Source organism: Pseudomonas sp. PAMC 25886, from assembly GCF_000242655.1.
GTDB lineage: Bacteria > Pseudomonadota > Gammaproteobacteria > Pseudomonadales > Pseudomonadaceae > Aquipseudomonas.
This window is the reverse complement of record NZ_AHHC01000050.1, coordinates 1-14,339: the sequence shown is the minus strand read 5'-3', so window position 1 is coordinate 14,339 and position 14,339 is coordinate 1. Positions and strand designations below refer to the sequence as shown.

Genomic DNA, 14,339 nt, shown 5'->3' with positions numbered 1-14,339 from the left:
TCCGGGAAAGTGATTCAGAACACATGGACCAGCCGCAGCAGGGCGTCGGTGCCCGCGTAGCCGTTGGACGCCGCGACGTTTTGCGAAAGGCTGAACATCAGCTGGTTCTGCCGGTCTAGCCAGTGCCCCACCTCGAAACCCACCTGGGTGTAGCGTTTATGGGTGTCGTCGATGCGCTGGTCGTTGATGCGCAGCGCGCCGCCATCGGCATGGATCAGGCGCAGTGCGCCGTAGGTGGCGGGGCTGAAGTCGTAGGAGGCGAAGGCTTGCAGGCGGTACAGCGGGTCTTGCTTGAGGTCGCTGCCGAAATAGTCGTTGTTGGTGCCGTACAACTGGGCTTCGAGGTTGGCTTCCAGCACCCATTTCTCGCCAATGCCCTGGGTGTAGTTGTAAACGAAGGTCGCGCCCCAGCGATTGGCACCGGGGGACACGTCGGGGTTTTTGCTGTGGTACTCGCCCACCGGCACGGTGATCAGGCTCAACAGCCCGCTGTAAGTGCGCGAGGCCGGGTCGTTGATGAAAAACAGTGTGCCGCCGACTTGCGGATCACCAAAGCCGCTCTCGCCGGTGTGTTGGCTGGCGCCGGGCAAGCGTGCGTTGATGTCGGCGAAGGGCAGGATAAATTGCGGGGTGCACAGCGTGCCGCAGACGTCAGTGAAAAACACCTGGCGGTACGCCACGGCGTTGACCTTCAAGTCGGCCTTGCCCGTGGTGTCGGCCGGGCCGTGGAAGTCATCGTAGCGCGAGGCGGGCAAGTACAGCACGCCGAGGCTGGTGCCGGACGGCGCGCCGAAAAAATCCCGGGCGTTGAGGTCGGCAGCCTGGCTGTCGAGGCTCAGCAGGGTACCGCCCAGCAGCATGGCCAGGTGACGCAAGGTAGGGTGATTCATCGCAAGGCATCTCTTATGGACTGTTATGGATGGCAGCGGAAAATGGGCAAAGGGCGCCCGTGGCCGTCAAAACGACAGCGCAAAAAAAGCAATGGATAAAGGGCTGAGATCAGTCGGGCGGGGCGTGCAGCAAGTGCGCGATGCGCGCCTTGTCCTTGACCCCAAGCTTGCTGTAGATGGCGCGGATGTGATGGCGCACGGTGTTCGGCGACAAGCCCAGGTCGCGGGCGACTTCCTTGTAGGTCTTGCCTTCGCCAAAGCCCTGGGCCACGTCGTTTTCCCGCGGGCTCAGTTGGGGCAGGGCGCGGTTGATGCGCGCCGCCAACAGAAACTGGTCACCCACGGCCGAGGCCTCGATGTGGATGTGCTTGCCCTCATGCCCGCGTTCATCCAACGGCAGCGGCAGGGCGGGACCGCTCCATTGCGGCCACTCACTGAGCAACAGGTCGACAAACCCGCGTTCGGCACACTGCAACACCCCGCGCTGGTCGCATACCGCCAGGGCCAGGTTGCGCGGGCTGGTGAGGGTTTCGCGCATGGCCACCAGGGTTCGGATCTGATTCGCCGAGACCGACGCCACCAAGTGCAGCATCAGGTTGTTCAGCAGTTGGCAGTCGTCCTGGTTGTAGCGGGGTGCGCCGGGCTTGCGGTACAGGCTCAAGTGATCGCTGAGGCGGGTTTGCGGGTCAACGTGAATCACGCACAACAACTCGCCAATGCCGTAGCGCTGCCCCAACCAGTTCTGGCCCGGGCCGTTGGCGGGGTCGAGCATGTCGACAATCACCGCCTGGCCGGGCGCCTCGTGCACCAACCCGACCGTCACGTCCACATGGCGGATCGATTGCCAGTCGGCCAGGTAGGTGGCGGGCAGATGATGCAGGTAGCTGCTGTGTTCCTCCGGCAGGCCATCGATGATCGCCGCACGGCCCCACCAGGCGCTGTCGAAGGGCAGTAACTGACTGATACGCGTCAGGGCATGGCCATGAAACTGTTCAATGTCCTGGTGTTGGGCCAGGCGTTGCAGATCAAGCGTCAGGGTGCTGAAAGCCTGTAACAGGCCAGGAAGATCAAGGCGGCTCATGGGCGTTCCTCTGTGGGACTTTTTTATTGTTTTAGTCACAGGGTTTGAAGGCCGAAACGGGGCAGGGCCTGGGTGAAGTATCGGCGCTGCGAGGGGCGATCGCTATCCTACAGATGCACGATGTGCGGCAGGATTTGTGCTCGCCAAAAAGCCGCTGTGCCGCCTACACTGGTCGGCCACGTGTTTTTCACAGGACGAAACACCATGCACACACCTGAACCCAAAATCGTTATCACGCGCTTCACCGAGGCCCACCTTGAAGGCGTCACTGCGCTCTACAACGATCCGGCTGTCTGCCGTCAGGTGCTGCAAATGCCTTTCCAGTCGGTCGAGGCCTGGCGCAAACGCCTGGTGCAGGACAACGAGCGGCGGCTACAGCTGGTGGCGCTGCATGCCGGCGAGGTGATCGGCCAGCTCGGCCTCGAACAGTACTTGCGGGTGCGCCAAAGCCACGTCGGTTCGTTCGGCATGGGCGTGGCCACCGCCTGGCAGGGCAAGGGCGTGGGTTCCCGGTTGCTGGGCGCCGCGCTGGAGGTGGCGGACAACTGGATGAACCTGCACCGGGTGGAACTGACGGTGTACGCCGACAACGAAGCCGCCCACCGGCTGTACCACAAGTTCGGCTTCGAGACCGAAGGCCGGCTGCGGGATTACGCCGTGCGTGACGGCGTATTCGTCGACACCCTGACCATGGCGCGCATCCGCAAGCCTGCCTAGTCGTCCTGCAACGCAAACGCCACCGCAGCCTGCGCATGCAGCTCGGTGGTGTCCAGCAGTGGCAGGTCGCTGTGTTGCGGTTTGATCAACAGGCTGATTTCCGTGCAACCGAGGATGATGGCCTGGGCGCCGCGTGCCGCCAGGGACCCGATCACCCGTTGGTACACCTCGCGCGATGCGTCGCTGATCACCCCGACACACAACTCCTCATAGATGATCCGGTGCACGGCCTGGCGCTCGTCTGCGTCCGGCACCAGCACGGTCAGCCCCTGGGCCGCCAGGCGTGACTTGAGAAATTCCTGTTCCATGGTAAACGCGGTGCCCAGCAGGCCGACGGTGAGGGTGCCGGCCTCTACCGCCGCCGCGCCGGCCGCGTCTGCAATATGCAGAAACGGTATGGACACCGCCGCTTCAATACGCGGTGCCACCAGGTGCATGGTGTTGGTACACAGCACGATGCATTCGGCGCCACCGGCTTGCAGGCGACGGGCGGCGTCTTCGAGGATCAGCGCTGCGTCATCCCAGCGGCCTGCGTGCTGGGCCTGCTCCATCGGGCCGAAGTCGACGCTGTACACCAACAGTTGCGCCGAGCGCAGTGGCCCGAGCTGGTCGCGCACGCTCTGGTTGATGATGCGGTAATACTCGGCGCTGGACTCCCAGCTCATGCCGCCGATAAGGCCGATGGTGCGCATGCGATGCTCCTGAAATGGACGGGCGAGGGCACCACATTACCCAAGCGCGGTGCTTTAGTCATACGCCGGTGTGCCGCATCTGCCATGATCAAGGCTCGCAACCTGGGTCACCCAAGGAACACGGCAATGGACGATGTACAACAACTGGGCGAGATGCTTCGTCATTACGCCGACAGCGAAGCCCACAAGAAGCAGCAGTTCGACGTGCAGTCGGCCCATTGGGCGCAGAAGATCGGCGAGCTGTTCGGCCAGATCGAGCAGTGGCTGGAGCCGGTGAAAACCGTCGGTTTGCTGGAAGTGCAGCGCGAAGCGTATGTGGCTTCCGGCCCGAGCGTACCGGTGGAGACCTCCACCTTTAAAACCGAGAAACTGACCATCCATATTGCCGGCAAACCCGTGGAGTTCGTGCCGGATGTAATGGGCGCCGGCGGCCTGATTTCGCTGTCGGTGATGGGCTTGACCGCCGCCCGCTACGGCAGCATTTCCCTGGTGCTGCTGCCGGGGAAAAACGACTGGTTGTGGAAGAAAACCAACGGCCTGAAAGACCCGGACACCTTTGGCTTCGATGCCAATTTCCTGGCCTTGCAGTTGCAGAGCCTGATTCCCCGCGAACGCGGGTGAGTCATGGCTTCTGTGGGAGCTGGCTTGCCTGCGATAGCATCACCGCGGTGTTTCATAAGCACCGAGTGGCCCGCATCGCAGGCAAGCCAGCTCCTACAGGTGGTGCATTCCTTTCTCAGATATCGACATTGCCCCAACCCGGCTTTGCCTCTTCAGGCGCCACTGCGTTAACCCGCTTGCCCGTAGCCAACTCCACCCGCCGCGCCACTTCCGGGTCGTCGGCAAACGGAATCAGGCTGGCCTCATCCAGGCTCTCCCTCGACTCACCCCGCAAGCAATACTCCACCGCACCATACAGGCCGATCACCGCCGCCAGGTTCAGCACGATCTCCCACATCAGGCGATCTGCGCGTCAAGCTGCGCCACCTTCAAGTCCGCCACCCGCACCGTGCGCCAGGTGTTGTAGGCCATCAGCAACATGCCGCTGAGGAAAAACACCCCGCCGACAAAGCGCACCACAAACCCCGGATGGCTGGCCTGCAAGGCTTCCACAAAGGAATAGGTGAGGGTGCCGTCATCGTTCACCGCCCGCCACATCAGGCCCTGGGTGATGCCGTTGACCCACATCGACGCGATGTACAGCACCGTGCCAATGGTCGCCAGCCAGAAGTGCATATTGATCAGCCCCACGCTGTGCATCTGCGTGCGCCCGAAAACCTTCGGGATCATGTGGTACAGCGAGCCAAACGTGATCATCGCCACCCAGCCCAGCGCCCCGGCGTGGACGTGGCCGATGGTCCAGTCGGTGTAGTGGGAGAGGGCGTTGACGGTCTTGATCGCCATCATCGGCCCTTCAAACGTCGACATGCCGTAGAACGCCAGGGACAGCACCAGGAAACGCAGGATCGGGTCGGTGCGCAATTTATGCCAGGCCCCCGAGAGCGTCATCATGCCGTTGATCATTCCGCCCCAGCTGGGCGCCAGCAGGATCAGCGACATCGCCATGCCCAGCGACTGTGCCCAGTCCGGCAGCGCGGTGTAGTGCAAGTGATGGGGGCCGGCCCAGATATACAGGGTGATCAACGCCCAGAAGTGCACGATGGACAGGCGATAGGAATACACCGGCCGCCCGACTTGCTTGGGCACGAAGTAGTACATCATCCCCAGAAAGCCCGTGGTCAGGAAAAAACCCACGGCGTTGTGCCCGTACCACCACTGCACCATGGCGTCGGTGGCCCCGGAATACACCGGGTAAGACTTGAACCAGTCCACCGGGATCGACAGGTGATTGACCACGTGCAGCATGGCGATCACCACGATAAACGCACCAAAGAACCAGTTGCCGACGTAGATGTGCCGGGTCTTGCGCTGCACCACAGTGGTGAAAAACACGATCGCATAGGCGACCCACACCACGGTCATCCACACGGCGCCGCTGAACTCGATCTCGGCGTATTCCTTGGTGGTGGTGTAGCCCAGCGGCAGGCTGACCAACATGATCACGATCACCGATTGCCAGCCCCAGAATGTGAAGGCTGCGAGCTTGTCCGAGTACAGCCGTACCTGGCAGGTGCGCTGTACTGCGTAGTAGCTGGCGGCGAATTGCGCGCTGCCGGCAAAGCCGAAGATCACAAGGCTGGTGTGCAGCGGGCGCAGGCGCCCGAAGGTGGTCCAGGGCAGGTCGAGGTTCATCTCGGGCCAGACCAGTTGCGAGGCGATCCACACGCCCATGGCCATGCCGACCACGCCCCAAACGATGGTTGCAATGACGAATTGACGCACGACCTTGTAGTTGTAGGCCTGTGCGGTTGATGGTGGTTGCATGCTTAGTCCTCCCACGGTTCCAAGTGGGCGGCACTGTAGGAAGGATGGGCGGAACAATACAGACTCAGACCCGGGTCATTAATACGGATCAGCCACTAACCTGCATTTTTCGCACGTTACCCCCGTCAATAAATCGTTTGTCCAACCCCCGCCCAATGACAAAACTGCAAGTCACTCGCAAAACAACAACGATTGGGCAAAAACCACATGCAAATCGAGCGCAACTTTTTCAACGGCCAGTTTGCCGAACCTGCCACCACCGCCCGGATCGCGGTCTATAACCCTGCAACCGAGGCCCAGGTAGGCCAGGTGTCCGCCGCCACCCCCGACGAGGCCATTGCTGCCGTCGACGCCGCCGCTACCGCACAGAAAACCTGGGGCAAGCTCACCAGCATCCAGCGCGCCGAACACCTGCGGGCTTTCGCCGACGCCCTCGAAACCTGCGCTGAAAGCATAGGCAAGGCGCTGGCCAGCGAGTCCGGCAAGAGCCTCGACGACGCCAGCAACGAAGCCCGCTACGCCGCACAAATCACCCGTTACCACGCCGAATGGGCCCGCCGCATTGAGGGCGAAATCATCCCCAGCGACACCCCGGACGAAAACCTGTTCCTGCAACGCGAGCCGATCGGCGTCGTGGCGTGCCTGATCCCGTTCAACTACCCGGTCTACACCCTGTTGCGCAAAATCGCCCCGGCGCTGATTGCCGGCAACACCGTGGTGGTGCGCCCGAGCAACAACACCCCGTTGTCCGCCTTCGCAATCGCTCGCGCGGTTGAGCAGTCGGGCATGCCGGCCGGCGTGATCAACATCCTGACCATGGACCACGCCACCGCCGCCGCCCTGTGCACCCACAAGGCCGTGGGCTTGATCACGCTGACCGGCAGCGTCAACGCCGGGCGCATCGTGCTGGATTACTGCAAGGCCAACATCGCCAAGCCGTCCCTGGAACTGGGCGGCAAGACCCCGGCAATCATCGAGGCCGACGCCGACCTGGAAAAGGCCGCCAGCGACATCATCGCGTCCAAGACCACTCACTGCGGCCAGTTGTGCACGGCGGTCGAGCGCGTGTACGTGCAGGAAAGCGTCTACGACCGATTCCTGGCCCTGCTCAAGGCCAAGATCAGCGCCGTAAAATTTGGCGATCGTGCCACGGACGCCGGCCTGATGGGCCCGCTGGTCAACGCCAGCTCCCGGCAGAATATTCACGCCATGGTCGAGCGCGCCATCGCCGACGGTGCTGTACTGGAAACAGGCGGCGTACTCCCCGAAGGCCCGGGCCATTTCTACCCGCCGACCCTGCTCAGCGGTTGCCGCCAAGGCATGGAAATCATCCAGGAAGAAATCTTCGGCCCGGTGCTGCCGGTGCTCAAGTACCGCGACATCGACGAAGCCCTGGCCATGGCCAACGACCACCAGTTCGGCCTGTCGTCGGTGCTCTACACCGAGAACTACCGCACGGCCATGAAAGTCGCCAATGCCATTGAGGCCGGCGAGTTGTACGTCAATCGCACCCCGGCGGACCCTTACCAGGGCTTCCACGCCGGCTGGAAACGCTCAGGGCTGGGCGGCGATGACGGCAAGCACGGGATGCTTGAGTTCACCCAGACCCGTTTGGTGGTCATGAAGTACTGAGTCACCGACCACCGGCTTTACCTCAATAAAAACAATTATCGGGGCATCCGCGCATCGGGTGCCCGAGGTCTACAAGATGTCCAAGCCTGCACCCGTTGCCCAGGGTTTCGATGCCGTGTCCGCGGCCAAAAGCGACAAAGCCAGTCGCTACTTCCAATTGATGTTGCTGGTGCTGGCCGCCGGGGCGATCTACCCGATCCTCTACCTGCGCCAGGTCTACCAGACCACCATGCTCGACGTGTTCCAGATCAACCACAGCCAGCTGGGTTATCTGTATTCAATGCTCGGCACGATCTTCCTGCTCAGCTACCTGCCCAGCGGCTGGTTGGCGGATCGCCTGCCACCGCGCTTCCTGATCTTTTTTTCGCTGGTGGCCACCGGTGCCCTGGGCATCTGGTATTCCACGGTGCCGTCGATGACCGGCCTGATGATTATCTTCGGTTGCTGGGGCCTGACCACCGGCCTGACCTTCTGGGCCTCGGTGCTCAAGCGGGTGAAGATGATTGCCCATCACAGTGAGCAAGGCCGGTTCTTCGGCATCCTCGACGGCGGCCGTGGCCTGGTGGAAGCCTTGCTGGCCACCGTGGCCCTGGGGCTGTTCGCCTATGCCACCGAAACCCGCAGCCAAACGGCCGCCGAAGGTTTCAAGCACGTGGTGTACCTGTATTCGTTCGTGTGTATCGCGATTGGTTGTGTGCTGGTGCTGCTCAAGGACCCCAAGTCCATGGCGGAAACCGCGGCGGTGGAGAAGGGCAAGTTCAACCTGATCGCCGACCTCACCACCCTGGTGAAAATCCCCGAGCTGTGGCTGGTGACTGCCATTGTGTTCTGCGGTTATCACATGTTCTGGGCCACCTACAGCTTCTCTGACTACCTGCAAGGCAGCGGCATGACCGCCGTGATGGCCGGCACCATCACCACCATCAAGCTGTGGATGCGGCCTATCGGCGGGATCGGCGGCGGCTGGCTGGGGGACAAGTTTTCGAACATCTCGGTGCTGATCGTCGCGCTGGTGCTGGTGACCCTGGCGATGGTCGGCCTGATCGTGTTCCCGGCCATTGGCAGCCTCGGCTTGCTGATCGGCACGGTGATCTTTATCGGCCTGATGACCTATGCGATTCGCGGCCTGTACTGGGCGATCCTCGACAGCTGCGATATCCCGCTGCGCATCACCGGCCTGGCCATCGGCATTGTCTCGGTGGTGGGTTACCTGCCGGACACCTTTATCCCGCTGATCAATGGCTACCTCACCGACACGTACCCGGGGCAGGTCGGCTACAACCTGTACTTCGGCTACATCGCCTTCATCGGCGTGCTCGGGACCCTCGCGGCCCTGACCTTGCGCGCCCGGATCAATCGTAAAAAATTCAACCAGACAGGTGCCTGAGATGAAAATCGTCGACCTTGAGACCCATATTGTCGCCGTACCGCCACCCCACATTGGCGGCATGTACTGGCTGTTCGTCAAACTCAAAACCGACTGCGGCATCGAAGGCGTGGGCGAGATCTACGCCGCCACCTTCGGCCCCAAAGCCATGCTGCCGATCATCGAGGACGTGTTCGAGCGCTACCTGCTCAACCACGACCCGCACCACATCGAGCGTTTCTTCCGCCAGGCGTATTCCAGCGGGTTCACCCAGCGTCCCGACCTGACCATGATGGGCGTGGTCAGCGGCCTGGAAATGGCCTGCTGGGACATCATCGGCAAGGCCGCCAACAAGCCGGTCTATGAGTTGCTGGGCGGCAAGGTCAACGAGCGCCTGCGCTCCTACACCTACCTGTACCCGGTCAACAGCAAGGGCGAGTACGACTACGACGACCCGGACCTGGCCGCCGAGTGCGCCGTCGAGAACATGAACAAGGGCTTCACCGCGGTCAAATTCGACCCGGCAGGCCCGTACACCGCGTACTCCGGCCACCAGATTTCCCTGGAAGTGCTGGAACGCTGCGAAACCTTCTGCCGCAAGATCCGCGAAGCGGTGGGCGACAAGTGCGACCTGCTGTTCGGCACCCACGGGCAGATGGTGCCGTCGTCGGCCATCCGCCTGGCCAAGCGCCTGGAAAAATACGACCCGCTGTGGTTCGAAGAGCCCGTGCCACCGGGCCAGGAAGACGCCATGGCCCAGGTCGCAGCCAAGACCACCATCCCCATCGCCACCGGCGAGCGGCTGACCACCAAGTACGAGTTCTTCAAGCTCTTGCAGGCCGGTGGTGCATCGATCCTGCAAATGAACGTGGCCCGCTGCGGCGGCCTGCTGGAAGCCAAGAAAATCGCGAGCATGGCCGAGGCTTACTACGCGCAAATCGCCCCGCACCTGTACAACGGGCCGATTGGCGCAGCGGCGAGTTTCCAGCTGGCCACGTGCACGCCGAACTTCCTGATCCAGGAAAGCATCATGACCTGGGGCGGCTTCCACGCCGAAGTGCTGACCAAGCCGCTGCAATGGGAGGACGGCTACATCATCCCGTCCACCGAGCCGGGCCTTGGGGTGGAGCTGAACATGGACGTGGTGCGCAAGCACACGCCGTACACCGGCGAACGCCTGCACCTGCAAATGGCGCCTACGCCGGCTGACGTGAAAGACACTTCGCCCGCCAAGGGCTAAAAAAAACGACTGATGCGGTAACTGTGAATGACATACGACTACATCATCGCCGGCGCCGGCGCCGCAGGTTGCGTCCTGGCCAACCGACTCTCCGCCTCGGGCGAGCATTCGGTGTTGCTGCTGGAAGCCGGCGGCAAGGACAGCTCCTGGTGGTTCAAGATCCCGGTCGGTTTTGCCAAGATGTACTACAACCCGACCTTCAACTGGATGTACTACAGCCAGCCGCAAAAACAGCTGGCCGACCGCGCCATCTATGCCCCACGCGGCAAAGTGCAGGGCGGTTCCGGCTCGATCAACGCCATGATCTACGTGCGCGGCCAGGCCCATGACTTCAATGACTGGGCGGCCAACGGCAACGACGGCTGGGGTTTCCAGGACGTGCTGCCGTACTTCCGAAAATTGGAAAATCACCCGTTGGGCGACACCGAATACCACGGCAGCAGCGGCCCCATCAGCATCACCCCGATGAAAGGCCAGACCCACGCTATCTGTGATGTGTTCCTCAAAGGCTGCGAGCAGCTGGGCTACGGCCTGAGCGATGACTTCAACGGGCCGGACTTCGAAGGTGCGGGCCTCTACGACGTCAACACCCGCAACGGCGAGCGCTGCTCCAGCAGCTTTGCGCACCTGCACCCGGCGTTGGGTCGACCGAACCTGACGGTCGAACTGCATGCGCTGGTAGATCGCGTGCTGTTCGACGACCAACAGCGGGCCACCGGCATCAGCGTGACCCAGCACGGCGTGGTCCGCACCTTCACCGCGCGCAAGGAGGTGATCCTGTGTGCGGGGGCGGTGGATACGCCGAAGATCCTGCAACTGTCGGGGGTGGCGGACAAGCAACTGCTCGCCGAACACAACATCCCGCTGGTCAAGGACCTGCCGGCGGTGGGGCAGAACCTGCAGGATCACCTGTGCGCCAGCTATTACTACAAGGCCAATATCCCGACCCTGAACGACCAGCTCAGCTCGCTGTTCGGCCAGTTCAAGCTGGGCCTCAAATACCTGCTGACCCGCAAGGGCGCGTTGGCCATGAGCGTCAACCAGGCCGGCGGGTTCTTTCGTGGCAACGCGGAACAGGCGCACCCCAACCTGCAGCTGTACTTCAACCCGCTGTCGTACCAGATCCCGAAAAACAACAAGGCCAGCCTCAAGCCCGAGCCGTATTCAGGCTTCCTGCTGTGCTTCAACCCGTGCCGGCCCACCAGCCGCGGGACGATTCGCATCGCCTCGAAAAACCCACGGGATGCGGCCTTGATCGACCCCAACTACCTGAGCACCCAGAAGGACATCGACGAGGTGATCCAGGGCAGCCGGCTGATGCGCACGATCATGCAGGCCCCGGCGCTCAAGGGCGTGACCGTGGCCGAGGTGTTGCCGGGGGCTGCGGTGGAAACCGATGAACAGATGCTGCAGTACTTCCGCGAGAACAGCGGCTCGATCTATCACCTGTGCGGGTCGTGTGCCATGGGCTCGGACCCGTTGGTGTCAGTGGTGGACAAGCGCCTGAAGGTGCACGGGATGCAAGGGTTGCGGATTGTCGATGCGTCGATTTTCCCGAACGTGACGTCAGGGAATACCCATGCGGCAGTGTTGATGGTGGCGGAGAAGGGCGCGGATCTTATCCTGCAGGATGCCTGAACCGATCGTTCCCACGCTCTGCGTGGGAATGCATCCTGTGACGCTACGCGTCACGACGTCACGAACGGACGCGGAGCGTCCAGGGTGGCATTCCCACGCAGAGCGTGGGAACGATCATAGAGAGGCGGTGTTCTGCCACTGAGCAACCGTTTCTGCGCTGATACTCACCCCACCACACACAATCACCACCACATCCTCAACCCCGGCAATCGCCCCATGCTCCAGATACGCCACAGCCAACGAAACCCCGCACGCCGGCTCCACCAACTGCCGTAAATCATCGGCATACCGCGCCACGCCCATCATCGCCTCGGCGTCACTCAGCACCACGCACTGATGGGCAAACTGGCCGATATGTTCAACCGGCCACGCCGCCACCTGGGTCGCCGCCAACGACTTGGCCACGGTGTCGATCTTCGCCAGGCGCACCGGCTTTCCAGCCTCCACAGCGGCCGCAAACGAAGCCGCGCCCGCCGTTTCACAGGCAATCACCTTGCAGTCGAACCGTCCATGACGCTCCAGCCCCGTCAGTACCCCCGCGAGCAAGCCACCGCCGCCCACGGAGGTCACGATGGCGCCCACCTGCGGGCAATCCTCAAGAATCTCATCGATCATGCGGCTGTGACCTTCCCACAACAGCGGGTGATCAAAAGCCGGTACATACAACGCGTCTGGCGCTTCGGCGAGTTGCAGCGCCAGCTCGTTGGATTGATCCCACAGATCACCGTGCACCACCACCTCGGCGCCCGCCTGGCGGATACGCGCGCGGGTGGCTTCGGGGGTGGTGGAGGGCACCACGATCCGCGCCTGCAACCCCAGGCCTCTTGCTGCAAAGGCCGTGGCCAACCCGGCATTGCCGCCGGAAGGGCACACCACTGTGGTCTTGCCCTGGCTGGCCGCGTAGGCGCACAGCGTGGTCATCCCGCGCAACTTGAACGAGCCACAGGGTTGCAGGTTCTCAAGCTTCAGCCAGATGCGCCGGGTAGGGGTGGACAGGCCGGGGTGCAGGATCAACGGGGTGCGGATGGGCAGCATTGCGCAACTTCCTTATTGGGTGGGCTGCCATCCTACCTCAGTGGGCGGCCGCCGCCAGGGGTTCGGCCGGTGTCTTGCGGCGCGTCAAATGGCTGATGCCCATGATGATCAGCGGCGTAAACAGGGCGATGTACGCGTTGTCGATGCCCCACGGATTACCGGCGAGGAACCAGCCCACGGTCGCCAGCAACGAAGCAATGATGCTCAGGAATGCCCCGGCCGCCGTGCCGAATTTCGGCGCGTAGAACACCATCAACACCAGCACGGCCAGGGAGGCGCGTAACGCCTTGCCGAGGAAGGCGATCATCAGCACCTTGTCAGAAGTTAGCGCCAGGGCAATCGGCAACAGGCCGACGGCGATGGTCGCCAGGCGCACGAAGCGCAGGGATTTGGCGTCGCTTTTTTCCGGGTTGAACCAGGGTTCGTAGAAGTCCCGCAGCAACAACGTCGCCGAGCCCATGCTTACCGCCGAGATGGTGCCGAACAGTGAGCCGGCAAGGCCTGCTACCACCAGCCCGGCCGTCAGTTGGTCCATGCTGGCGATCAGAGTCGGGAAGGCTTGCAGCGAATCCACATTGGGAAACAGCACCGCGCTGCACATCCCGATCAATGCCGCGCCGATGCCGAACGGCACCATCAGCACTGCCACATAGAAACACGCACGCTGGGCCTTGCCCGCATGGCTGACGGTGTTCACCGCCTGGATCACGTATTGGGTGGAGAAGATCGAACCGATACCGGCGATCATCCAGGCGACGATCTGGCCCCAGCCGACAGTGGTCCAGTCAAACATGCTGGCGGGCAATTGAGCCTGCAACTGGCCGATGCCGCCCACTTGCTTCAAGCCAAACCACAGGGCCAGGCCGACGCCCAGGTACTTCAAGGCGGCGTGGACGAAGTTGGTGTAGATCACTGAGCGCATGCCGCCGATGCTCACGTACAGCACCGAGACCACGCCGACGATCACGATCGCGAGGGTTCGATCCACTTGCATCACACTGGCCAATACCGCGCCGCCGCTGGCGTAGATCGAGACGGCGACGATCTCCAGGGCAAAGATCGTGATGATCGAGGTGGCGAAGCGGGTGCGTTGGCCGTAGTTGCGCGCGAGTACGCCGGAGATGGTGTTGTCGCCCAGATCCTTGTATTTGCGCGCCAGCAGCCAGGCGAAGAGTACGAAGCCGAGGGCCAGGGCGAACAGGTTCCATGCGGCGGAGATGCCGACCTTGAAACCGGTTTGGGCGGTGCCGATGCTGACTGCGGTGCCGATAAATTCGGAGAGCATCAGGAAGCCGATCAGGAACGCCGGGAAGTGGCCGCCGCCGGTGGTGTAGTTGTTGGCGCTGCGGGAATGGCGGCGGACGCCGTAGCTGATCAGTGCCAGGCTCAGCATGTAGAGGCCGGTGATGGACAGCACGATCCAGGATGAGTGGGTGGGCATTTTTTATACTCTTTAGGTATTTTTGTAATTGTGGGTAGTTTCCTCTGGTGGTTTTGCTTTCGTCTAATATCGGGTTGGTATGGTTTGATACTCTTTTGGTATGGGTGAATATCCGTTGGTTAGGTAACGGCCACTTATGGTTTCGCTCTTACAGCGACTCACTTTGGAAAAGCCCCAAAGTAAGCAAAGGGCTCTGCCCCGCCTGTCGGCACCTCGCTAAGG

General features: G+C 62.2%; 13 protein-coding genes. 6 read left to right on the top strand and 7 right to left on the bottom strand.

What is annotated here, in order from left to right:
• Window positions 1–14: 14 nt before the first annotated feature.
• Together MUM_RS0115510 and MUM_RS0115505 are read right to left on the bottom strand one after the other, a co-directional pair.
• Window positions 15–890 (bottom strand): transporter, encoded by an 876-nt coding sequence (locus MUM_RS0115510; RefSeq protein WP_010171353.1) that lies wholly within the window; start codon window positions 888–890, stop codon window positions 15–17.
• A gap of 109 nt (window positions 891–999) precedes the next feature.
• Window positions 1,000–1,971, bottom strand: a complete 972-nt coding sequence (locus MUM_RS0115505; RefSeq protein WP_010171351.1) for a helix-turn-helix transcriptional regulator — start codon at window positions 1,969–1,971, stop codon at window positions 1,000–1,002.
• A gap of 204 nt (window positions 1,972–2,175) precedes the next feature.
• Between MUM_RS0115505 and MUM_RS0115500 the strand changes: the two genes are divergently transcribed.
• Window positions 2,176–2,688: a GNAT family N-acetyltransferase gene (locus MUM_RS0115500; protein ID WP_010171348.1), complete on the top strand. Its 513-nt coding sequence runs from the start codon at window positions 2,176–2,178 to the stop codon at window positions 2,686–2,688.
• Here MUM_RS0115500 and MUM_RS0115495 read toward each other — a convergent pair.
• Complete coding sequence (locus MUM_RS0115495; protein WP_010171345.1) at window positions 2,685–3,380, bottom strand: aspartate/glutamate racemase family protein; 696 nt, start codon at window positions 3,378–3,380, stop codon at window positions 2,685–2,687. The genes MUM_RS0115500 and MUM_RS0115495 overlap by 4 nt on opposite strands.
• A 126-nt stretch (window positions 3,381–3,506) precedes the next feature.
• Here MUM_RS0115495 and MUM_RS0115490 point away from each other — a divergent pair, with 126 nt between their 5' ends.
• Entirely contained in the window at window positions 3,507–4,001 is a 495-nt protein-coding gene (locus tag MUM_RS0115490; RefSeq protein WP_010171343.1) for a hypothetical protein, read from the top strand.
• 115 nt (window positions 4,002–4,116) lie between these two features.
• Here the strand turns inward: MUM_RS0115490 and MUM_RS0115485 are convergent, their stop codons facing one another.
• Entirely contained in the window at window positions 4,117–4,338 is a 222-nt protein-coding gene (locus MUM_RS0115485; RefSeq protein WP_010171341.1) for a cbb3-type cytochrome c oxidase subunit 3, read from the bottom strand.
• Window positions 4,338–5,765 (bottom strand): cytochrome-c oxidase, cbb3-type subunit I, encoded by a 1,428-nt coding sequence (gene ccoN, locus MUM_RS0115480; RefSeq protein WP_010171339.1) that lies wholly within the window; start codon window positions 5,763–5,765, stop codon window positions 4,338–4,340. The genes MUM_RS0115485 and ccoN overlap by 1 nt, the downstream gene beginning before the upstream one ends.
• A gap of 207 nt (window positions 5,766–5,972) precedes the next feature.
• Here ccoN and aldA point away from each other — a divergent pair, with 207 nt between their 5' ends.
• From aldA to MUM_RS0115460, 4 genes are all read left to right on the top strand, one after another.
• On the top strand, window positions 5,973–7,397 hold the full coding sequence (gene aldA / locus MUM_RS0115475; protein WP_010171337.1) for an aldehyde dehydrogenase: 1,425 nt from the start codon (window positions 5,973–5,975) through the stop codon (window positions 7,395–7,397).
• Between the two features lie 76 nt (window positions 7,398–7,473).
• Window positions 7,474–8,784: an MFS transporter gene (locus MUM_RS0115470; protein WP_010171335.1), complete on the top strand. Its 1,311-nt coding sequence runs from the start codon at window positions 7,474–7,476 to the stop codon at window positions 8,782–8,784.
• Between the two features lies 1 nt (window position 8,785).
• Entirely contained in the window at window positions 8,786–10,003 is a 1,218-nt protein-coding gene (locus tag MUM_RS0115465; RefSeq protein WP_010171334.1) for a mandelate racemase/muconate lactonizing enzyme family protein, read from the top strand.
• 27 nt (window positions 10,004–10,030) lie between these two features.
• The gene (locus MUM_RS0115460; protein ID WP_010171333.1) at window positions 10,031–11,641 is read left to right on the top strand and encodes a GMC family oxidoreductase; all 1,611 of its coding nucleotides are present in this window, start codon (window positions 10,031–10,033) and stop codon (window positions 11,639–11,641) included.
• Between the two features lie 114 nt (window positions 11,642–11,755).
• Here MUM_RS0115460 and MUM_RS0115455 read toward each other — a convergent pair whose 3' ends face one another.
• Both MUM_RS0115455 and MUM_RS0115450 read right to left on the bottom strand, forming a co-directional pair.
• Complete coding sequence (locus tag MUM_RS0115455; RefSeq protein ID WP_010171332.1) at window positions 11,756–12,676, bottom strand: pyridoxal-phosphate dependent enzyme; 921 nt, start codon at window positions 12,674–12,676, stop codon at window positions 11,756–11,758.
• Between the two features lie 37 nt (window positions 12,677–12,713).
• A complete protein-coding gene (locus MUM_RS0115450) occupies window positions 12,714–14,117 on the bottom strand; it encodes a sodium:solute symporter family protein (RefSeq protein WP_010171331.1) in 1,404 nt (467 codons plus the stop codon).
• Window positions 14,118–14,339 lie beyond the last annotated feature (222 nt).